The 20,892-nt window shown below is 69.5% G+C and carries 18 protein-coding genes and 2 tRNA genes; 12 read left to right on the forward strand and 8 right to left on the reverse strand.

What is annotated here, in order from left to right; genetic code table 11:
• Nucleotides 1–116: 116 nt before the first annotated feature.
• The 6 genes from rsmG to rpmH form a co-directional block, all read right to left on the reverse strand.
• On the reverse strand, nt 117–830 hold the full coding sequence (gene rsmG / locus ABZU99_RS22120; RefSeq protein ID WP_355943045.1) for a 16S rRNA (guanine(527)-N(7))-methyltransferase RsmG: 714 nt from the start codon (nt 828–830) through the stop codon (nt 117–119).
• Nucleotides 831–941: 111 nt separating this feature from the next.
• Nucleotides 942–1,451, reverse strand: a complete 510-nt coding sequence (locus ABZU99_RS22125; protein ID WP_355943042.1) for a R3H domain-containing nucleic acid-binding protein — start codon at nt 1,449–1,451, stop codon at nt 942–944.
• Between the two features lie 15 nt (nt 1,452–1,466).
• The gene (yidC, locus tag ABZU99_RS22130) at nt 1,467–2,615 is read right to left on the reverse strand and encodes a membrane protein insertase YidC (RefSeq protein ID WP_355943040.1); all 1,149 of its coding nucleotides are present in this window, start codon (nt 2,613–2,615) and stop codon (nt 1,467–1,469) included.
• Nucleotides 2,616–2,618: 3 nt separating this feature from the next.
• Nucleotides 2,619–2,936, reverse strand: a complete 318-nt coding sequence (gene yidD, locus ABZU99_RS22135; protein ID WP_355943037.1) for a membrane protein insertion efficiency factor YidD — start codon at nt 2,934–2,936, stop codon at nt 2,619–2,621.
• Nucleotides 2,933–3,316, reverse strand: a complete 384-nt coding sequence (rnpA, locus tag ABZU99_RS22140; RefSeq protein ID WP_355943034.1) for a ribonuclease P protein component — start codon at nt 3,314–3,316, stop codon at nt 2,933–2,935. The genes yidD and rnpA overlap by 4 nt, the downstream gene beginning before the upstream one ends.
• A gap of 25 nt (nt 3,317–3,341) precedes the next feature.
• Nucleotides 3,342–3,479 (reverse strand): 50S ribosomal protein L34, encoded by a 138-nt coding sequence (gene rpmH / locus ABZU99_RS22145; protein ID WP_009716483.1) that lies wholly within the window; start codon nt 3,477–3,479, stop codon nt 3,342–3,344.
• Between the two features lie 434 nt (nt 3,480–3,913).
• Between rpmH and dnaA the strand changes: the two genes are divergently transcribed.
• From dnaA to ABZU99_RS22200, 11 genes are all read left to right on the forward strand, one after another.
• Nucleotides 3,914–5,833 carry a chromosomal replication initiator protein DnaA gene (gene dnaA / locus ABZU99_RS22150; RefSeq protein ID WP_355943030.1) on the forward strand — a complete coding sequence of 640 codons (1,920 nt, stop codon included), beginning with the start codon at nt 3,914–3,916 and terminating at the stop codon, nt 5,831–5,833.
• Between the two features lie 838 nt (nt 5,834–6,671).
• Nucleotides 6,672–7,802 carry a DNA polymerase III subunit beta gene (gene dnaN / locus ABZU99_RS22155; protein WP_355943027.1) on the forward strand — a complete coding sequence of 377 codons (1,131 nt, stop codon included), beginning with the start codon at nt 6,672–6,674 and terminating at the stop codon, nt 7,800–7,802.
• 106 nt (nt 7,803–7,908) lie between these two features.
• Nucleotides 7,909–8,793 carry a phosphogluconate dehydrogenase (NAD(+)-dependent, decarboxylating) gene (gnd, locus tag ABZU99_RS22160; protein ID WP_355943024.1) on the forward strand — a complete coding sequence of 295 codons (885 nt, stop codon included), beginning with the start codon at nt 7,909–7,911 and terminating at the stop codon, nt 8,791–8,793.
• A 59-nt stretch (nt 8,794–8,852) separates the two neighbouring features.
• Nucleotides 8,853–9,995: a DNA replication/repair protein RecF gene (recF, locus tag ABZU99_RS22165; RefSeq protein WP_355943022.1), complete on the forward strand. Its 1,143-nt coding sequence runs from the start codon at nt 8,853–8,855 to the stop codon at nt 9,993–9,995.
• Nucleotides 9,992–10,525, forward strand: a complete 534-nt coding sequence (locus ABZU99_RS22170) for a DciA family protein (RefSeq protein ID WP_355943019.1) — start codon at nt 9,992–9,994, stop codon at nt 10,523–10,525. The genes recF and ABZU99_RS22170 overlap by 4 nt, the downstream gene beginning before the upstream one ends.
• Nucleotides 10,526–10,834: 309 nt before the next feature.
• Complete coding sequence (gene gyrB, locus ABZU99_RS22175) at nt 10,835–12,865, forward strand: DNA topoisomerase (ATP-hydrolyzing) subunit B (protein WP_355943016.1); 2,031 nt, start codon at nt 10,835–10,837, stop codon at nt 12,863–12,865.
• Between the two features lie 42 nt (nt 12,866–12,907).
• Nucleotides 12,908–15,532, forward strand: a complete 2,625-nt coding sequence (gene gyrA / locus ABZU99_RS22180) for a DNA gyrase subunit A (protein ID WP_355943013.1) — start codon at nt 12,908–12,910, stop codon at nt 15,530–15,532.
• Between the two features lie 3 nt (nt 15,533–15,535).
• Nucleotides 15,536–16,300, forward strand: a complete 765-nt coding sequence (locus tag ABZU99_RS22185; protein ID WP_355943010.1) for a DUF3566 domain-containing protein — start codon at nt 15,536–15,538, stop codon at nt 16,298–16,300.
• A 61-nt stretch (nt 16,301–16,361) separates the two neighbouring features.
• A tRNA-Ile gene (locus tag ABZU99_RS22190) sits at nt 16,362–16,435 on the forward strand.
• Nucleotides 16,436–16,615: 180 nt separating this feature from the next.
• The gene (locus tag ABZU99_RS22195) at nt 16,616–16,750 is read left to right on the forward strand and encodes a DLW-39 family protein (protein WP_003958712.1); all 135 of its coding nucleotides are present in this window, start codon (nt 16,616–16,618) and stop codon (nt 16,748–16,750) included.
• A gap of 182 nt (nt 16,751–16,932) precedes the next feature.
• Nucleotides 16,933–18,444 (forward strand): hypothetical protein, encoded by a 1,512-nt coding sequence (locus tag ABZU99_RS22200; protein ID WP_355943007.1) that lies wholly within the window; start codon nt 16,933–16,935, stop codon nt 18,442–18,444.
• Between the two features lie 55 nt (nt 18,445–18,499).
• Here the strand turns inward: ABZU99_RS22200 and ABZU99_RS22205 are convergent, their stop codons facing one another.
• Both ABZU99_RS22205 and ABZU99_RS22210 read right to left on the reverse strand, forming a co-directional pair.
• Nucleotides 18,500–20,095, reverse strand: a complete 1,596-nt coding sequence (locus ABZU99_RS22205) for a serine/threonine-protein kinase (RefSeq protein ID WP_355943004.1) — start codon at nt 20,093–20,095, stop codon at nt 18,500–18,502.
• A gap of 48 nt (nt 20,096–20,143) precedes the next feature.
• Nucleotides 20,144–20,689 (reverse strand): DNA-binding protein, encoded by a 546-nt coding sequence (locus ABZU99_RS22210; RefSeq protein ID WP_355943001.1) that lies wholly within the window; start codon nt 20,687–20,689, stop codon nt 20,144–20,146.
• A 118-nt stretch (nt 20,690–20,807) separates the two neighbouring features.
• Here ABZU99_RS22210 and ABZU99_RS22215 point away from each other — a divergent pair.
• Nucleotides 20,808–20,880 (forward strand) — tRNA-Ala (locus ABZU99_RS22215).
• Nucleotides 20,881–20,892 lie beyond the last annotated feature (12 nt).

Raw genomic sequence — 20,892 nt, forward strand, 5'->3', positions numbered from 1 at the left:
CACGATGCACGCGAGGGCCCGTCAATTCGTCGCGACACTCCGAATTGCGTAGTTTTGGCAGGTTGTATGGAGCACCCCGGCCCATCGCAGGGGGCCGGTTGGCCTACAGCATCCACTCAGGGGCGACGGCGTGGCGTCCGGCGGGCCGCCTTGGCTCGCTTGGCCGCGAAGCGCACACCTCCGGGGCTCTCACCGACCTCGACCCGCACCACGGTGGACGGTGGATCGACCACCCCTTCGCCGACATGCAGCACCGAGGTCCCGACCACGCCCAGCTTGCTCAGCGCCGCCCTGGCGTGCTTCAGCTCCTCCTCCGCCGTATCGCCCTTCAGCAGCAACATCTCGCCGTACGGACGCAGCAGCGGCACCCCCCAGCCGGCCAGTCGGTCCAGCGGAGCCACCGCCCGGGCGGTCACCACATGCACCGGAGGCAGCTTGCCCAGGACCTCCTCGGCCCGGCCGCGCACCACCGTCACATGGTCGAGCCCCAGCAGCTCCACCACTTCCTGCAGAAAATTCGTACGGCGCAGCAGCGGCTCCAGCAGCGTGATCCGCAGATCAGGACGGATCAGGGCGAGCGGAATACCGGGAAGCCCGGCCCCCGAGCCCACATCGCACACGGTGACGCCGTCCGGCACCACCTCGGAGAGCACGGCGCAGTTCAGCAGGTGCCGCTCCCACAGCCGAGGGACCTCGCGCGGCCCGATCAGCCCGCGTGTCACTCCGACGTCGGCCAGCAGTTCACCGTAGCGGACGGCCTCTGGGAAGCGCTCACCGAATACCTCCCTGGCCTCGTCGGGCGCCGGTGGGAGCTCCGCTGCTTCCGTCACGGGGACCGTCCTTCCATACCGCACACTGTGCTGAACGCTGATGTAAGGCTGACAAGATTCGGCCCCGCCTGCGCGCAGACGGGGCCGTAAGCATCGTGGAGCCGGTCCGGATCAGGCCGGAAGCACGACCACGCAACGCTGGGGTTCCTCACCCTCGGACTCACTGCTGAGTCCGGCCGCGGCCACCGCGTCGTGCACCACTTTCCGCTCGAAGGGCGTCATCGCCTTGAGCTTCACGGGCTGACCGGTGCCCTTCGCCTCCTCCGCGGCCTTGGCGCCCAGCTCGGTGAGCTCGGCGCGCTTACGGGCCCGGTATCCGGCGATGTCGAGCATCAGACGGCTGCGGTCGCCGGTCTCCCGGTGCACCGCGAGCCGGGTCAGCTCCTGGAGGGCCTCCAGCACCTCGCCGTCGCGGCCGACCAGCTTCTGCAGGTCCCGGCTGGTCGAGTCGCTGATGATCGACACCGCTGCGCGGTCGGCCTCGACGTCCATGTCGATGTCGCCGTCGAGGTCCGCGATGTCCAGCAGGCCCTCGAGGTAGTCGGCCGCGATCTCCCCTTCCTGCTCAAGGCGGGTCAGGGTGTCGACACCCTCGGCGGCCGGGGTGGTGCCTTCCGTCACGGATGGACTCCTTCGTTACTTCTTGGACGGGTGCTTGGGACGCTGCTGGCCCTTGCGCTGCCCGGATTTCGCGTTACGGGAGGAGCCGGAAGCCGAGCCGCCGGCCGGCTTTCCGCCCTGCGCCCCCTTCTTCTCCGCCGCACTCTTCTCGGTCTCTTCCTGGGCGGGCTTGTCCAGCGAGGGCTTCGCCGCGGAGCCGGACTGCGCCGTCGCCTTGCTGTGGCCCTGGGTGCTGGCCGAGGTGCGCTGGGACTTGGTCTGGCGCTTGGGCTGCTGACGGTTGGCGCGGGCCGCCTCGACGGCCTTCTTGGCGGCGACCTCCTCCGGCGCCTCCTTCAGCTTGCCCGCGGCCCGCAGCCGCTCCTGGCGCGCCTGGTAGGCGATGCTGCCCGGGGTCGGGTTGCGGCGGATGACGAACATCTGCTGGCCCAGGGTCCACACGTTGGTGGTCAGCCAGTAGACGAGGACACCGACGGGGAAGTTGATACCGAAGACGGCGAACATGATCGGGAAGACGTACATCAGCATCTTCTGCTGCTGCATGAACGGCGTCTTCACCGTCAGGTCGACGTTCTTGGTCATCAGCTGGCGCTGGGTGAAGAACTGCGACGCCGACATCAGCACGATCATGGTGATCGTGACGATGCGAACATCCGTCAGGGAGGCCCCCAGGGACTCGACCTTCGAGGCCGAGTCCATGAACTTCACCGACAGCGGGGCGCCGAAGATATGCGCGTTACGGGCGCTGTCCAGCAGCGACTGGTCGATGACGCCGACCGTCTTGTTGTTCGCGATGTGGTTGAGGACCTGGTAGAGCGCGATGAAGAACGGCGACTGCGCCAGAATCGGGAGACAGCTCGAGAGCGGGTTGGTGCCCGTCTCCTTGTAGAGCTTCATCATCTCTTCGGACTGGCGCTGCTTGTCGTTCTTGTAGCGCTCCTGGATCGCCTTCATCTTCGGCTGGAGCGCCTGCATGTTCCGCGTCGCCTTGATCTGCTTCACAAAGAGCGGGATCAGGCAGATACGGATCAGTACCACCAGCGAAACGATGGACAGACCCCACGCCCAGCCACTGTTCCGGTCAAAAATGAGGCTGTAGAACGAGTGGAACTGGACGATGATCCAGGAAACTACGTCATAAAGAGGACCGAGGATCGTGTCCACGAATCAGGCTCCTTGGGCGTTGGGCTGGGTCTCGGGCTGTGCGGCAGGCTCCACAGCCGGATGCCCGCCGAGGCGGTTCCGCAGCCGCTGGTGCCACACCGGACGCTTCCGGGGCGGAACGTGGTCGACGCCACCGAGCGACCACGGGTTGCAGCGCAGGATGCGCCAGGCCGTCAGGGCCGTTCCTTTCACCGCGCCGTGCCTCTGAACGGCCGTGTAGCCATAGTGCGAGCACGACGGGTAGTACTTGCAGACCGGTCCCAGCAGGGGGCTGATGGTCCACTGGTACAGCTTGATCAACCACAGCAGCGGGTACTTCATCGCGGCACCCCTCCCAGTAGCCGCTGCACTGCCGTGTCGAGATCGCGGGCCAGCTGGTCGTGACCCGCCTCACCCGCACCGGGCAGTGCCCGTACGACCACAAGGCTACCTGCGGGAAAACGGTCGATGCGGTCCCGCATCAGATGGCGCAGTCTCCTCTTCACCAGATTCCGGACGACGGCACCGCCGACGGCCTTGCTGACGACGAAACCCGCACGCGCCGGGGGAGCACTCTCCCCAGGTGCGTGCGGGTCCGTGTCACCGCTGGTGAGGCCGCTGCGAAAGTGCACGACAAGGAGTGGGCGACCGGCCCTGCGTCCTCGGCGTACCGCGGCCGCAAAGTCCTCGCGCCGCCTCAGCCGATGCTCGGTAGGCAGCACGTCATGGACCTTGAGGTCAGGCTGCTCAGGCCGACAGGCGGCCGCGACCCTTGCTGCGGCGGGACGCGAGAATCGCGCGGCCGGCACGGGTGCGCATACGCAGCCGGAAGCCGTGGGTCTTCGCGCGGCGGCGGTTGTTCGGCTGGAAGGTGCGCTTGCTCACTCGGGGGCTCCAGAAATGAATCGGGTGGTGGCGGGACATCGCCTGGCTGTCACCGTGCGCCCACGAGTAGCTCGCAATACGCCCGAGTGCACCGCTTCACGGTCACGGATCATGATGTCCGAAACCCTTGCCCATCGGAGGCAGGCGGCAGCAGCCATCGACAACTCGACCTGGTTACGGTACGCGCGGTTACGCCATCCGGTCAAACCGGAGCACGACGCGCTGACGGCGCCCACGCCCCGAACCAGGGGGCAAGGTAACCCCAGGCGACATCGCATGGCACATTTGTACACACCCTGTGGACAACGACTTGAACCGCGCACCCCGGCCTGACTACCGTGGCTGGGCTCGGATTCCTTCACGCCCGTCCCGAGAACCACGCATTCGTGAGACCTGTCGGCGTCCCCCACCCAGCGAGTGAGAGAGCGTGCCCTGTGGCTGACGTACCCGCCGATCTTGCCGCAGTGTGGCCACGCGTCCTCGAGCGGCTGCTGGGAGAGGGCACGGGACAGGGGGGACAGGTCGAGGCCAAGGACGAGCACTGGATCAAGCGGTGCCAGCCGCTGGCACTCGTCGCCGACACCGCGCTGCTGGCCGTCCCCAATGAATTCGCCAAGGGCGTACTGGAGGGGAGACTGGCCCCGGTCGTCAGCGAAACGCTGAGCCGGGAGTGCGGCCGTCCGATCCGTATCGCGATCACGGTCGACGACTCGGCCGGTGAGCCGGTCGTCCCGCAGCCACGGTCCGAGCAGCGCGAGAGCTACGAGCGGCCGGAACAGCGCGACGGCTATGAGCGGCACGACCAGCGCGAGAGCTATGAGGGATACGACGGCCGGGACAGCTACGGGCGTCCGGCCGCCGATGAGCTGCCGTCGGCCCGGCCCGCGTACCCCGGCTATCAGCAGCCGCGCCCGGAGCCGGGCGCCTGGCCGCGGGCCCGTGACGACTACGGCTGGCAGCAGCCCCGGCTCGGCGGCTTCCCCGAGAGCGATCCGTACGCCTCACAGCACTCCTCGCAGCGCTCCCCGGCCGGCTACGACCAGCAGCCGTACGACCAGCAGCCGCCCGGCGACTACCGCGGTCCGGCCGCGGAGCGCCCCGGCCCGGGTGGGCGCGGCGGCCCCGGCGGCCCGGGTGGGCGCGGCGGCCCGGGGTCGGGCGCGGGCGCGGGCTCGGAGCGTTCGCCGTACGAGCAGCAGCGCCACGATCTTCCCGACCCGCTCGAGCGCGCCCGCGGCGGCCCCCCCCTCCTGCCCTCGCAGACCGGTGCCCCCGGCCCGCTCGCCGCGCAGCCCGCGCCCGCGTCCGGGCCCGGTGAGCCGACCGCGCGGCTGAACCCCAAGTACCTCTTCGACACCTTCGTCATCGGTGCCTCCAACCGCTTCGCGCACGCCGCGGCGGTCGCGGTCGCCGAGGCGCCGGCCAAGGCGTACAACCCGCTGTTCATCTACGGGGAATCGGGGCTCGGCAAGACCCATCTGCTGCATGCCATCGGGCACTACGCGCGCAGCCTCTACCCCGGGACCCGGGTGCGCTATGTGAGCTCCGAGGAGTTCACCAACGAGTTCATCAACTCCATCCGCGACGGCAAGGCGGACGCGTTCCGCAAGCGCTACCGCGACATGGACATCCTGCTGGTCGACGACATCCAGTTCCTGGCGAGCAAGGAGTCGACGCAGGAGGAGTTCTTCCACACCTTCAACACGCTCCACAACGCCAACAAGCAGATCGTGCTCTCCTCCGACCGGCCGCCCAAGCAGCTGGTCACCCTGGAGGACCGGCTCCGCAACCGCTTCGAGTGGGGCCTGATCACCGATGTGCAGCCGCCGGAGCTGGAGACGCGTATCGCGATCCTCCGCAAGAAGGCGGTGCAGGAGCAGCTGAACGCGCCACCGGAGGTGCTGGAGTTCATCGCCTCCCGGATCTCGCGCAACATCCGGGAGCTGGAGGGCGCGCTGATCCGGGTCACGGCCTTCGCGAGCCTGAACCGGCAGCCGGTGGACCTGGGCCTCACCGAGATCGTCCTGAAGGACCTGATCCCCGGCGGCGAGGACGCGGCCCCGGAGATCACCGCGACCGCCATCATGGCCGCGACCGCCGACTACTTCGGGCATACGATCGACGACCTGTGCGGCGCCTCCCGCAGCCGGGTGCTGGTCACCGCGCGGCAGATCGCCATGTATCTGTGCCGTGAGCTGACCGATCTGTCGCTGCCCAAGATCGGCGCACAGTTCGGTGGCCGCGACCATACGACGGTGATGCACGCCGACCGCAAGATCAGGGCGCTGATGGCCGAGCGGCGCTCCATCTACAACCAGGTGACCGAGCTGACGAACCGCATCAAGAACGGCTGACACACGGGCTCACAGGGCACCGCGCAGGCCTCGTCACCCACCGAAGGGCGCTCCGGGACGGACAACTCCCGGAGCGCCCTTCGCCGTTCCGCCCCCGGGGCTGTTCGATTCCCTGCCCGGCCGGCCGGGTTCTCCACAGATCCGCAGCCGATCCACTGTCCACACCCTGGGGACCTGCGAGTTATCCCGATCCCATCCACAGCGTGTGCGTGATGGAGGCCATCACTCCAGGTCAGCTGGTTGTGGAATTGTGGCAATCCCCAGTCCACAGACTGTGGACGATCACGGTTCCCACAGGGCCCGATCGCGTTGTCCACCGGTAACCCACAGCCGCAGGCCCGTTGCCCACAGCTTCTCCACACCGCTGTCCACTGTTCGGCAACGAAACGGCCGCGGTCACCGGGGCGAGTGAAAGGCGTCACACCAAGGGGGCGGGTTGGCCTGTGGGAAAGGTGGGTAAAACTGGGGACGGCGCTGGGGAGAACCGAGCGATGCCTGTGCATCGCATGTGCAGAACTCTTCGGCGTCCACAGATCGCCCCGGTTGTCCACTGCCTCCACCCACAGGGCCGGTGGACAAAAAACCGCCGCCGAGCTGGGCAAAGTCAGTTATCCACGGTTTCCACAGGCCCTACTACTACGACCACAGAGTTAGAGCGAGGAAACCGCTTCGAAGTGGGGCCTGTGCACAACCTCGGGCCGAGCCGCCCGACACCCCGCGTACCGACTTGACCCCGAGCCGCACCGACTGTCGGCGGCGTACGTCAGACTGGTCTCCGGCACTCAGCCGACGACGAAGGCCAGCAGGGCGAGCCAGCAACAGCAGGAGGCGGCTTACGGTGAAGATCCGGGTGGAGCGCGATGTACTCGCGGAGGCAGTGGCCTGGACGGCCCGCAGCCTCCCGGCCCGTCCGCCGGTGCCCGTCCTGGCGGGCATCCTGCTGAAGGCGGAGGAGGGCGCTCTCAGCCTCTCCGGCTTCGACTACGAGGTCTCCGCCCGCGTCTCGGTGGAAGCCGACGTGGAGGACGACGGCACGGTCCTCGTCTCCGGCCGCCTGCTGGCCGACATCTGCCGCGCCCTTCCCAACCGCCCGGTGGAGATCTCCAGCGACGGGGCGCGGGTCACCGTGGTCTGCGGCTCCTCGCGATTCACACTCCACACCCTGCCTGTGGAGGAGTACCCGGCGCTGCCGCAGATGCCGACCGCGACGGGCACCGTCCCCGGTGAGGTCTTCGCCGCTGCCGCCGCCCAGGTCGCCATCGCCGCCGGCCGTGACGACACCCTGCCGGTGCTCACCGGTGTCCGGATCGAGATCGAGGGCGACACCGTCACGCTGGCCTCGACCGACCGCTACCGCTTCGCGGTCCGTGAGTTCCTGTGGAAGCCCGAGGCCCCCGACGCCTCCGCCGTCGCGCTGGTGCCGGCCAAGACGCTGCTCGACACCGCCAAGTCGCTGACCAGCGGCGACACCGTCACCCTCGCGCTGTCCGGGTCGGGTGCGGGCGAGGGCCTGATCGGCTTCGAGGGCGCCGGGCGGCGCACCACCACCCGGCTGCTCGAGGGCGATCTGCCGAAGTACCGCACGCTCTTCCCGACCGAGTTCAACTCCGTCGCGGTGATCGAGACCGCCCCGTTCGTCGAGGCCGTCAAGCGTGTGGCCCTGGTCGCCGAGCGCAACACCCCGGTGCGGCTCAGTTTCGAGCAGGGCGTGCTGATCCTGGAGGCCGGATCGAGCGACGACGCACAGGCTGTGGAGCGGGTGGACGCCCAGCTCGACGGCGACGACATCTCGATCGCCTTCAACCCGACCTTCCTGCTGGACGGCCTCAGCGCGATCGACTCCCCGGTCGCCCAGCTGTCCTTCACCACCTCGACCAAGCCCGCGCTGCTCAGTGGCAAGCCGGCCATGGACGCCGAGGCGGACGAGGCCTACAAGTACCTGATCATGCCGGTCCGACTGAGTGGGTGAGTACCGAGCGAATGAGCGGGTGTAGCCCACATCTGTGCGGTGACCCGCGGGCGTAGGCTCGGACTCATCTGCTCAAAGCAATGGACTACGGCATAAAGGATCACTGATGGAGCTCGGTCTCGTCGGCCTCGGCAAGATGGGCGGCAACATGCGCGAGCGCATTCGCCGCGCAGGCCACACCGTCATCGGATACGACCGCAACCCGGACGTCGCCGATGTCCACAGCCTCGATGAGCTTGTGGGCAAGCTGAAGGCCCCGCGCGTGGTGTGGGTCATGGTCCCTGCGGGGGTCCCCACCCAGACCACCATCGACGAGCTGGCCGAGCTGCTGTCGCCCGGCGACATCGTCGTCGACGGCGGAAACTCCCGCTGGACCGAGGACGAGAAGCACGCCGAGCAGCTCAACGCCAAGGGCATCGGCTTTGTCGACTGCGGCGTCTCCGGCGGTGTCTGGGGCCTGGAGAACGGCTACGCGCTGATGTACGGCGGCGCCCCCGAGCATGTGGCCAAGGTCCAGCCGATCTTCGACGCGCTCAAGCCCGAAGGTGACTTCGGCGCCGTGCACGCCGGCAAGGTGGGCGCGGGCCACTTCGCCAAGATGGTCCACAACGGCATCGAGTACGCGATGATGCAGGCCTACGCCGAGGGCTGGGAGCTGCTGGAGGCCGCGGACTCGGTCACCGACGTCCGGGAGATCTTCCGCTCCTGGCAGGAGGGCACCGTCATCCGCTCCTGGCTGCTGGACCTGGCCGTCCTCGCCCTCGACGACGACGAGCACCTGGAGAAGCTGCGCGGCTACGCCGAGGACTCGGGCGAGGGCCGGTGGACCGTGGAGGCCGCGATCGACAAGGCGGTGCCGCTGCCCGCGATCACCGCGTCCGTCTTCGCCCGCTTCACCTCCCGCCAGGACGACTCCCCGCAGATGAAGATGATCGCCGCGCTGCGCAACCAGTTCGGCGGCCACGCGGTCGAGAGCAACAGCAAGAAGTAACCCCGCCCCCACAGGGGTGGAGTACGCAGCACAGCCGGGGGAGGTCGGCGCAGCCCACCATGCACGTCACGCATCTGTCGCTCGCCGACTTCCGCTCGTACGCCCGGGCCGAGGTGGAGCTCGGCCCGGGCGTCACCGCTTTCGTCGGCCCCAACGGCCAGGGCAAGACCAATCTCGTCGAGGCCGTCGGCTATCTCGCCACCCTCGGCAGCCACCGGGTCTCCTCCGATGCCCCGCTGGTGCGCATGGGGGCCGACCGCGCGGTCATCCGGGCCGCGGTCGCGCAGGGCGACCGGCAGCAGCTGGTCGAGCTGGAGCTCAACCCGGGCAAGGCCAACCGGGCCCGCATCAACCGTTCCTCGCAGGTCAGACCGCGCGATGTGCTGGGGATCGTGCGCACGGTCCTGTTCGCGCCCGAGGATCTGGCCCTGGTCAAGGGCGATCCGGGCGAGCGCCGTCGCTTCCTCGACGAGCTGATCACCGCCCGCGCGCCGCGGATGGCCGGGGTCCGCTCCGACTACGACCGGGTGCTCAAGCAGCGCAACACCCTGCTCAAGACCGCCGCGATGGCCCGGCGCCACGGTTCGCGCAGCGGAGGGGGTGACGGTGCGCTGTCCACGCTCGACGTCTGGGACCAGCACCTGGCACGGGCCGGTGCCGAGCTGCTCGCCCAGCGCCTCGACCTGATCTCCGTGCTCCAGCCGCTCGCCGACAAGGCGTACGAGCAGCTCGCCCCGGGCGGCGGTCCCGTCCTGCTGGAGTACCGGGGCTCGGCCGGCGAGGACCTGGCCGCGGCCGCCGGCCGCGAGGAGCTGTACGAGCGGCTGATCACCGCTCTCACCGAGGCCCGGAAGCAGGAGATCGAGCGGGGCGTCACCCTGGTCGGCCCGCACCGCGACGATCTGGTGCTCAGGCTGGGCCGGCTCCCGGCCAAGGGGTACGCCAGCCATGGCGAGTCATGGTCGTACGCGCTCGCCCTGCGCCTGGCCTCCTATGATCTGCTGCGCACCGAGGCGGGCGAGCCGGTGCTGGTGCTGGATGACGTCTTCGCGGAGCTGGACGAGCGGCGCCGGGAGCGGCTGGCCGAGCTCGTCGCCCCCGGTGAGCAGGTGCTGGTGACCGCGGCGGTGGAGGACGACGTCCCGCAGGTGCTGACGGGGACGCGCTTCACGGTGGCCGAGGGCGAGGTGCGGCGCGTATGACCGATCAGCCCGTGGGGTCCTCCACCTCGCCCGAGCCCTCCGGCGTCGATCTCGCGCGCGTGGCGCTGCGTGCCGCCAAGGAGCAGGCGCGTGCCCGTGGTGCCGCGGCCCAGCAGAAGAAGCAGGCGCGCCGAGGGGGCCTGCGCTCCGGCGCGCGCGCCGATGGGCGCGATCCGCTTCCGCTCGGTGCGGCGATCAACCGGCTGATCACCGAGCGCGGCTGGGAGACCCCGGCCGCGGTCGGCGGGGTGATGGGCCGCTGGCCGCAGATGGTCGGCCCCGAGGTGGCGCTCCACTGCGAGCCGCAGCGGTACGACGAGGACGCCCGGGTGCTGACGGTGCGCTGCGACTCCACGGCGTGGGCGACCCAGCTGCGGCTGCTCGCCCCGCAGCTCGTCGCCCGGCTGAACGCGGATCTCGGCCAGGGTACCGTGAAGTTGATCAAGGTCTTGGGCCCCGGCGGCCCGGCCCGCCGCTACGGTCCGCTGCGCTCTCCCGGCTCCACCGGCCCGGGTGATACCTACGGCTGACCGGGTGACCCGGGGCCCGTGCGCAAGCCTGAGTACAGGGTGACGGCTGAGACCCCGGTCACGGTAGCCGGTGGTTGACAGCCCGAAGCGCTGAGTGGCGGTGTGAGCCTCTTGGAGCCCGTCCCCGCATATGGGGAGTCGCTGGCGACCGGTTCAGGGCGGCACATGCGGACTCAGGCACCGGCAAGCCCCCATTAATGTCGGCGCTACCGGTAGACTGGGCGCGTACACCGTCGCCGCTGGCGCGCCGAGCGCTCGCGGACACATGTTGAACGACGCAGCCGCTCCCGTCTGCCCCGGAGCCGGCTTGTGCTGTGCCAGAAAGGGCGCTTCGTGGCCGATTCCGGCAACCCCATCGAAAACATCACGTCCCAGAACGACGGCGAGGCCCTGGCCCCGCCGTCGTACGACGCCAGTGCGATCACCGTCCTGGAAGGCCTGGACGCGGTCCGCAAGCGACCCGGTATGTACATCGGATCGACCGGCGAGCGCGGCCTGCACCACCTTGTCTACGAGGTGGTGGACAACTCCGTCGACGAGGCGCTGGCCGGTCACGCGGACACCATCGAGGTGACGATCCTGCCCGACGGCGGCGTCCGCGTCGTCGACAACGGCCGAGGCATCCCCGTGGACATCGTCCCGTCGGAGGGCAAGCCGGCCGTGGAGGTCGTGCTGACCGTCCTGCACGCGGGCGGCAAGTTCGGCGGCGGCGGCTACGCCGTCTCCGGCGGTCTGCACGGCGTCGGCGTCTCCGTCGTCAACGCGCTGTCGTCCAAGGTGGCGGTGGAGGTCAAGCGGGACGGCTACCGCTGGACCCAGGACTACAAGCTCGGCGTTCCGACCGCGCCCCTGGCCCGGAACGAGCCCACGGACGAGACCGGCACCTCGGTCACCTTCTGGGCCGACCCGGACATCTTCGAGACCACCGAGTACTCCTTCGAGACGCTGTCGCGGCGGTTCCAGGAGATGGCGTTCCTCAACAAGGGGCTGACCATCTCGATGACCGACGAGCGCGAGGCCCATGTGGACGAGGAGGGCAAGCCGCTCTCCGTGACGTACCGCTACGACGGCGGCATTGTCGACTTCGTCACCTACCTCAACTCGCGCAAGGGCGATCTGGTCCACCCCACGGTGATCGGCTTCGAGGCCGAGGACAAGGAGCGGATGCTCTCCCTTGAGGTCGCGATGCAGTGGAACACCCAGTACACCGAGGGTGTCTACAGCTTCGCGAACACCATCCACACCCATGAGGGCGGCACCCACGAGGAGGGCTTCCGGGCCGCGCTGACGTACCTGATCAACAAGTACGCGCGCGACAAGAAGCTGCTCCGGGAGCGGGACGACAACCTCACCGGTGAGGACATCCGCGAGGGCCTGACCGCGATCATCTCGGTCAAGCTGGGCGAGCCGCAGTTCGAGGGCCAGACGAAGACCAAGCTGGGGAACACCGAGGCGAAGACCTTCGTCCAGAAGGTCGTCAACGAGCACCTCGCCGACTGGCTGGACCGCAACCCCAACGAGGCGGCGGACATCGTCCGCAAGGGCATCCAGGCGGCGACCGCCCGGGTGGCGGCCCGCAAGGCGCGCGACCTGACCCGCCGCAAGGGGCTGCTGGAGACCGCGTCGCTGCCGGGCAAGCTGAGCGACTGCCAGTCCAACGACCCGTCGAAGTGCGAGATCTTCATCGTCGAGGGTGACTCCGCCGGCGGTTCGGCCAAGTCCGGCCGTAACCCGCAGTACCAGGCGATCCTTCCGATCCGAGGCAAGATCCTCAACGTCGAGAAGGCCCGCGTCGACAAGATCCTCCAGAACAACGAGGTTCAGGCGCTGATCTCCGCCTTCGGCACCGGGGTGCACGAGGACTTCGACATCGCCAAGCTCCGCTACCACAAGATCATTCTGATGGCGGACGCCGATGTCGACGGTCAGCACATCAACACCCTGCTGCTGACCTTCCTCTTCCGCTTCATGCGCCCGCTGGTCGAGGCGGGGCATGTCTTCCTGTCCCGTCCGCCGCTCTACAAGATCAAGTGGGGCCGGGACGACTTCGAGTACGCGTACTCGGACCGGGAGCGGGACGCGCTGATCCAGGCCGGCCGCGAACAGGGCAAGCGCATCAAGGACGACTCGGTCCAGCGCTTCAAGGGCCTGGGCGAGATGAACGCCGAGGAGCTGCGGGTCACCACGATGGACCCCGACCACCGCGTCCTGGGCCAGGTCACCCTGGACGACGCGGCGCAGGCCGACGACCTGTTCTCGGTCCTGATGGGTGAGGACGTCGAGGCACGGCGCTCGTTCATCCAGCGCAACGCCAAGGATGTCCGCTTCCTCGACATCTGAGTCGGCCCCCAGCCGCAGACGACAGAAGGATTTTGACCAGCAATGGCCGACGAGAACACCCCGAACACCCCTGACGATCTGAACCCCGACGAGCTCGCAGAAGGTGCCGCCCTCCGCGTCGAGGCGGTCGGTCTCGAGACGGAGATGCAGCGCTCCTACCTCGACTACGCGATGAGCGTGATCGTGAGCCGTGCGCTGCCCGACGTCCGGGACGGCCTCAAGCCGGTGCACCGGCGCGTGCTGTACGCGATGTACGACGGCGGGTACCGCCCCGAGAAGGGCTTCTACAAGTGCGCCCGCGTCGTCGGCGACGTCATGGGCACCTACCACCCGCACGGCGACTCGTCGATCTACGACGCGCTGGTGCGGCTGGCCCAGCCGTGGTCCATGCGGATGCCGCTGGTCGACTCCAACGGCAACTTCGGCTCCCCGGGCAACGACCCCGCGGCGGCCATGCGGTACACCGAGTGCAAGATGGCCCCGCTGGCCATGGAGATGCTCCGGGACATCGACGAGGAGACCGTCGACTTCCAGGACAACTACGACGGCCGTAACCAGGAGCCGACGGTCCTGCCGTCGCGCTTCCCCAACCTGCTGATCAACGGCTCGGCAGGAATCGCGGTCGGCATGGCCACCAACATCCCGCCGCACAATCTGCGCGAGGTGGCCGAGGGCGCCCAGTGGCTCCTGGCGAACCCGGAGGCGACCCAGGAGGAGCTGCTCGACGCCCTCATCGACCGGATCAAGGGCCCGGACTTCCCGACCGGCGCGCTGGTCGTCGGCCGCAAGGGCATCGAGGAGGCGTACCGAACCGGCCGTGGCTCGATCACGATGCGTGCGGTCGTCGAGGTCGAGGAGATCCAGGGCCGTCAGTGCCTGGTGGTCACCGAGCTGCCGTACCAGGTCAACCCGGACAACCTCGCGCAGAAGATCGCCGACCTGGTGAAGGACGGCAAGGTCGGCGGCATCGCGGACGTCCGTGACGAGACCTCCTCGCGCACCGGCCAGCGGCTGGTCATCGTGCTCAAGCGGGACGCGGTCGCCAAGGTCGTCCTCAACAATCTCTACAAGCACACGGATCTGCAGACGAACTTCGGCGCCAACATGCTGGCGCTGGTCGACGGGGTGCCGCGCACCCTCTCTCTGGACGCGTTCATCCGCAACTGGGTCGCGCACCAGATCGAGGTCATCGTCCGCCGGACCCGCTTCCGGCTGCGCAAGGCCGAGGAGCGGGCGCACATCCTGCGCGGTCTGCTCAAGGCGCTCGACGCGATCGACGAGGTCATCGCGCTGATCCGGCGCAGCGACACGGTGGAGACCGCGCGCGGCGGCCTGATGGGGCTGCTGGAGATCGACGAGATCCAGGCGAACGCGATCCTGGAGATGCAGCTGCGCCGGCTGGCGGCCCTGGAGCGGCAGAAGATCGTCCAGGAGCACGACGATCTGCAGGCCAAGATCAACGAGTACAACGCGATCCTGGCCTCGCCCGAGCGGCAGCGGCAGATCATCAGCGAGGAGCTCACGGCGATCGTCGAGAAGTTCGGCGACGACCGGCGCTCCAAGCTGATCCCCTTCGACGGCGACATGTCCATCGAGGACCTCATCGCCGAGGAGGACATCGTCGTCACCATCACGCGTGGCGGCTATCTGAAGCGGACCAAGACGGAGGACTACCGCTCGCAGAAGCGCGGCGGCAAGGGCGTGCGCGGTACGAAGCTGAAGCAGGACGACATCGTCGACCACTTCTTCGTCTCGACCACGCACCACTGGCTGCTGTTCTTCACCAACAAGGGCCGGGTCTACCGGGCGAAGGCGTACGAGCTCCCGGACGCGGGCCGGGAGGCGCGCGGCCAGCACGTCGCGAATCTGCTGGCGTTCCAGCCGGATGAGCAGATCGCGCGGATCCTCGCCATCCGGGACTACGAGGCGGTGCCGTATCTGGTGCTCGCCACGAAGTCGGGTCTGGTGAAGAAGACTCCGCTGAAGGATTACGACTCGCCCCGCTCCGGCGGTGTGATCGCCATCAACCTCCGGGAGATGGAGGACGGCCGCGAGGACGAACTGATCGGTGCCGAGCTGGTCTCCGCCGAGGACGATCTGCTGCTGATCAGCAAGAAGGCGCAGTCGATCCGGTTCACGGCGACGGACGAGTCGCTGCGGCCGATGGGGCGTGCGACCTCCGGTGTGAAGGGCATGAGCTTCCGCGAGGGCGATGAACTCCTCTCGATGAATGTCGTCCGGCCGGGTACGTTCGTCTTCACCGCCACCGACGGTGGGTACGCGAAGCGATCGAACGTCGACGAGTACCGCGTCCAGGGTCGCGGTGGCCTCGGAATCAAGGCCGCCAAGATCGTGGAGGACCGTGGGTCCCTGGTCGGTGCGCTGGTGGTCGAGGAGTCGGATGAGATCCTCGCCATCACGCTCAGCGGCGGTGTGATCCGTACACGGGTCAGTGAGGTCAGGGAGACGGGCCGTGACACCATGGGCGTCCAACTGATCAACCTGGGCAAGCGCGATGCCGTCGTGGGCATCGCCAAGAACGCCGAGGCCGGTCGTGAGGCTGAAGAGGTCGAGGACGTCATCGAGACCGCGATCGAGGCAGCCGAGGAGGCCGCGTCCGAGGCGGCTGGGGGTACACCGCCCCCGGCTGACGACACCGAGGAGTAAGTCGTGAGTGGAGCCACGGGTGCCGCGGGTGGCGGTGCGGATGCCGGAGGGCGTCCGGGATCGGGAGCCCCGGCCGCGGCGGGCGGTACGTCCGCTCCGGAAGGCACCCGTGGCCCAGCCGACGACCCCCAGGGGGGAACCGTGACGGACACCCGGCAGCCGCAGCCGCAGCCCCAGCCAGAGCCGCAGCACGCGAGCCCGCTGCCCGGGGAGCGGCCCGCTCCGCCGCAGCCCGCCCAGCCGTACCACCCGCCGCAGGCCTACGCTCCGCCGTCCGGCGGCGGAGCCGGACGGGGCGGTTACGCGGTGCCGGGGCAGGCGGGTCAGGGCGGCCAGCAGCAGGCCGCGGCCGCCGTGCGCCGTCCGCGTACGGGCGTCGCGGCCCGTCCGGTGCCGCGTACGCGCAAGGCGCGGCTGCGGGTCGCCAAGGTCGATCCGTGGTCGGTCATGAAGGTCAGCTTCCTGCTCGCCATCGCGCTGGGGATCTGCACGGTGATCGCCGCGGCGGTGCTGTGGATGGTCATGGACGCCATGGGGGTCTTCAGCGCCGTGGGCGGAACGATCAGCGATGCGACGGAGTCGAAGAAGGGCAGCGGGTTCGACCTGGAATCCTTCCTGTCGCTGCCCCGCGTCCTGACGTTCACCTCGATCATCGCCACGATCAACGTGGTGTTGGCGACCGCGCTGGCGACGCTCGGCGCGTTCATCTACAACCTGTCGGCGGGCTTCGTGGGCGGCGTGGAGCTCACGCTCGCCGAGGACGAGTAGCGGCCCGACGTTACCGATTTTGGGACAGGGCAGGTGGTGCGCTAATCTTTCGGTGCAGCGCGGGGCTATAGCTCAGACGGTTAGAGCGCTTCCCTGATAAGGAAGAGGCCACAGGTTCAAGTCCTGTTAGCCCCACCGACGCGATCAGCCTGGACGGAGATTTCTTCCGTCCGGGCTGATCGCGTATGGGCGCCGGTAGTTGACGGCCGTTTGTTGCGCGACCGATGCCGTGCATAGGTCACCGAACGGTATCGGTCGGTGTGTATCATCGGGCGCCAGAGGTCCCCTACGTCAAGAAAGAGACGAGGTAGCGCGGTGAAGAAGCTTCTCCTGGTCGCACTGGCCGCCATCGGCGGGCTCCTCGTGTACCGCCAGATCCAGGCGGATCGCGCCGAGCAGGATCTGTGGACGGAGGCGACCGACTCCGTGCCCGCAGGTTCGGGTGTGTGAGCTCCCACAGAGTCCCGGTACGGGGCCCCGACCGCTGGAGCGGTCGGGGCCCCGTCGGCTTTACTGGCGCCGTGGCGTTGGCGGGGATGTGACGGCGGCAACCGCTGTTATTCACTCTCGCGAATGATTTGCTTGCATGGGCAAATATGACGGCTGGGCGGCCGGCAGGACGAGGGGGCGCGATGAAGGACCGCTGCAGGGTCAGGACCGGCCTCGCCGCGGTGGCGGCGCTGAGCGTGGTGACCGCGGCGCCGGGGCTGATCCCGGTGGCGGCCGCCGACAGTACTGCCGGGGCACGGGCGTACGAGACACAGGGAACCCGGATACGTGGCGCCGCAGACGCCACGGGTGCCCCGCCCCTCAAGAACGGCGGTACCTACGTCGACAGCGTCGCGCCGGGTGAGAAGCGGTACTACAGCGCACAGCTGGACGCCCAGTCCACCGCCTACGTCTCGGCGGTCGCGGCCCCCCGGCCGGGCGCGGGCGTGGCCTCGTACCGCGACGGGATCAAGGTGACGCTGCAGAACCCCGACGGGGGCATCTGCGACACCGCGTCCCCGAAGGTGGAGACGGACGATGTCGCCTACCCCCTGGCCGATTACGCCTCCCGCCAGATGGGCTCAGGCTCGGTGACGTCCTGCCGGAAGGCCGGGCGTTACCTCGTCACGGTGGAGCGGCAGGCCGGCTCCCAGGACCCGGACCGCTGGCCGCTGGAGCTGCGGCTGATGGCGGAACCGCCGGTGAAGGGCGGGGCCATTGGCCAGGCGCCGGAGGGGAGTTGGCATACGGCACCGCCCAGTCCGCCCGGCGGCACCGCCCGCCCCCGGCAGGGCGGCCGCGGATTCGCCGACGCGCCCCTGGTGGCCACGGGGACGTGGGAGGACCGGTTCCAACCGGGGGAGACCCACTTCTACCGGGTGCCGGTCGAGTGGGGACAGCAGCTCTCCGCAGTCGCCGAACTGCCCGCCGACGGTGCGGACAAGAGCACCCGACTGCTCGACCAGGCGGTCGGAATACGCGCCTACAACCCGGCGCGCGGGCTCGCGAAACGGGGCACCGTCTCCACGCAGGAGGGCGAGCCGCCCCGGACCGCGGTGAGCACCGTGCCCGCGGCGTACGGAAACCGGTTCGCGAGGGCCGACTACTCGGTCCGCGCGATGAGCCTCACCGGTGGGTACTACCTGGCGGTCACGCTCAACCCCTCGGACGTCGAACCACATGTGAAGGGCTCGGTGCCGGTCCTCCTGCGGGTGCGTGTCGCGGGTGACGCGCGCAGCGGACCGACCTATGACGGCAACGCGGTCAAGGCTGGTTTCGGCCTCTCCGACGACGAGAGGAAGGCGGCCGAGCGGCAGGCGACGCCCGTGCGGGCCGCCGGCCCCCAGGGGCACGCCGACGATGGCCAGGACGGGCTTTGGGCGGTGGGGTACGCGGGTCTCGGCACCGGGACGGCCCTGCTGCTCGGGTTGGGTGTGTGGACGCTTGCCGGCCGGCGCCGCGCCGCGTCCACGGTCTCGGCCGCGTCCACGCCCTCGGCCGCGCCCTCGGCCGCGTCCACGCCCTCGGCCGCGCCCTCGGCCACGTCCGCGCCCTCGGCCACGTCCGCGCCCTCGGCCGCGTCCGCGGTCTCGGAAGGGCTGGTGGAGGATCCTACGACGGGTCAGCACCGCTACGGCCCGCCGCCCGCCTGGTAGTTCGGCCCCGTTCGGCCCCGTCCTGCGGATCGCCGCGGCCGGTTTTGACCGCAGGTCAGCCCGCGATGATCAGTGCGCACGCACCGACCGCGAAGCACAGGGCCGCGAGGATCAGGACGAAGAGCGTCGCCTTCCGGGACGGTCCGCCCGGGCGCCGCCCGGCGGCGTGGGGAACCCGGGGCCGCTGAGCGGTGTAGGGACGAGTAGGAGGGTATTCACGCGGCGCCGGTGCGGGCGCGGCCGGAGCGGGGGTGGGCGTATGCGGGTGCGTATGCGGGTGCGCGTGCGCGTGCTGTACGGGGTGCTGTGGATGCTGTGCGTGGTGCGGGCGCTCCACGGGCGGCTGCGGGGAGTGCGGGAGAGGGACCGCGGTCGAGGGCGTGGGCGGGGGTGGGGCAGGCTGCTGGGATATCGGCGGCTGCGGGAGCCGGGGGTGTGGTGTCGCCCCCTGGAGGGCCGAAGGCCGCACGGCCGGTGGATGTGGGGTGGCTGTCGGCGGGGCCGTCGGCTGGGGTGTTGGCGTGCTGGGGGATGGCGTCAGAGGCTGCGGGGTTTCGGCGCGCGGGATCTCTTGGCGCGGGGTCTCGGGGCGCGGTGCCGGGGGCTGCTGGTTGCGGGGTTGCGGCGGCGGGAGGGTGAAGCTGCCGGTGTCCGACATGGAGGGCCGTGGGGCCGGGGCGGCGGCTTCGGCCGCGGGCCGGGATGGCCGGGCCGGCGCCGCCGCGCCTGTCTTCTCGGGCGCGTCCGCCTTCGCATGACGGCGGCCCGGCCGGGTCGGACCGCCGGGTCCGAACCCCGCGGGCAGCGGCCCGAGCTGGTCGAAGACCTCGATCGCCTCGTCGTCCAGATCGGGCTCGGGCAGCAGCTCGACGGCGGTCGCGAGGGCCTTCCGTGCCCCGGTGGCCGTGCGGAACCGGTCCTCCGGATCCGGCTGGAGCAGGCTCGCGACCACCTGCCACAGCGGCTCGGGCACCCCCGCGGGCGCGTTCGGCACGCCCTGCTCGCTGAACCGCTTGACGAGCGCCTCCGCGTCCGGCTTGTGTCCGCTGAGCAGGTAGAGCGCCACCAGACCGACCGCGAAGAGGTCTGCCGGGAAGTCCGGTTCCTCGCCCATCATCTGCTCGGGGGCGAAGTAACCGGGCGTGCCCATCACGTAGTTGACCTCGGTGAGCCGGGGCTCGCCCTTCGTCAGGGCGATGCCGAAGTCGGACAGCCGCACATGCGGCCGCCTGGTTCCGGTGGCATCCAGCAGGATGTTCGCGGGCTTGATGTCCCGGTGCACCACGCCCTCCGCGTGCACCGCCGCCAGCCCGGAGAGCAACTGGTCCAGCAGGGTGCATACATAGCGCGGCGGCAGCGGGCCGTAGTCGCCGATGAGGTGGGCGAACGAGCCGCCGCCCACCAGGTCCATGGTGAACAGCACCTTGTCGTCGTCCGCCGCCCAGCTCGCCGGCGCCAGTACATGGGGGTGGTCGATCCGCAGGGCCTGTTCCCGTACGAAGCGCAGCAGTGTGTGGGCGTCCCGTTGCTGGAGCACCTTCGCCGCGACGTACCGCCTGCGGCGGTGGTCCCAGACGCGCCATACGGCGCCCACGCCCCCGCGCCCGATCGGGTCCACCAGCTCGTACCGGCCCGCGAAGATCTCACCCATCGCGCCGTGCCCGCCCCGTCATCGACTCGTCAGCAGTCCATCAGCCCGTCAGTTCTGGTGCGCCTCGTAGTGGGCGACCGCCTCGGCGGTCCGCCCGGCGCCGTACACACGGAGAAACTCTGCCAGCTCGGGATGGGTGGAGGCGAGGGCTTCGGCGGCATCGATGATGTCCCCCGCGGCGGCCACGGACCGCAGCAGCGACTGGATCTCGCGCACCACGCGACGCACGGTCGGGGCACCCGTGCTCGCCGTGGCCTGGGTGGAGTTGAGCACCGAGCCGCCCGCGGTCTTCTTGATCTCCTCCATGCGCTCGGCGGCCTCCGCGGCGCTGACCCTGCCGTCCGCCGCCTGGCTGGACAGCTCCTGCAGCGCCTGCACCCGCTGGACGACGGCAGGATTGCCGATCTTCGCGCGCTGACCGCTCATGAGCTGCGACAGCATGGGTGCGGACAGACCGAGTACGGCGGCGAGACGGGCCTGGTTGAGGCCGAGATCGTCGATCAGACGGCGAAAGAGCGCCCCCAGCGGTTCCCCGTACCAGCTGCGCTGCAGCTCTCGTGCGCGCGCGGTGGCATCCTGCTGTGTTGCGTCCATCTCGCTCTCCCCTTCGCTTCGCTGCCGCGAATCTTGCGTGGCATCCTACGGAGAGCGGTACGCGCGAGCGATACCCGGTCGGGAAAGGTGCTCGATACCAGGTATCCTGATCGGCGACGGGGCCTTAGCTCAGTTGGTAGAGCGCCGTCTTTGCATGGCGGATGTCAGGAGTTCGACTCTCCTAGGCTCCACCTCTGTCACCA

Source organism: Streptomyces sp. NPDC005266, from assembly GCF_040607655.1.
In the GTDB taxonomy this organism is placed as follows: domain Bacteria; phylum Actinomycetota; class Actinomycetes; order Streptomycetales; family Streptomycetaceae; genus Streptomyces.

Bases quoted from the DNA above. Each gene is read 5' to 3' on its own strand.
- yidD (WP_355943037.1), bottom strand. From the start codon at position 2,936: ATGAAGTACCCGCTGCTGTGGTTGATCAAGCTGTACCAGTGGACCATC.
- gnd (WP_355943024.1), top strand. From the start codon at position 7,909: ATGGAGCTCGGTCTCGTCGGCCTCGGCAAGATGGGCGGCAACATGCGC.
- recF (WP_355943022.1), top strand. From the start codon at position 8,853: ATGCACGTCACGCATCTGTCGCTCGCCGACTTCCGCTCGTACGCCCGG.
- ABZU99_RS22170 (WP_355943019.1), top strand. From the start codon at position 9,992: ATGACCGATCAGCCCGTGGGGTCCTCCACCTCGCCCGAGCCCTCCGGC.
- gyrA (WP_355943013.1), top strand. From the start codon at position 12,908: ATGGCCGACGAGAACACCCCGAACACCCCTGACGATCTGAACCCCGAC.
- ABZU99_RS22200 (WP_355943007.1), top strand. From the start codon at position 16,933: ATGAAGGACCGCTGCAGGGTCAGGACCGGCCTCGCCGCGGTGGCGGCG.
- ABZU99_RS22205 (WP_355943004.1), bottom strand. From the start codon at position 20,095: ATGGGTGAGATCTTCGCGGGCCGGTACGAGCTGGTGGACCCGATCGGG.
- ABZU99_RS22210 (WP_355943001.1), bottom strand. From the start codon at position 20,689: ATGGACGCAACACAGCAGGATGCCACCGCGCGCGCACGAGAGCTGCAG.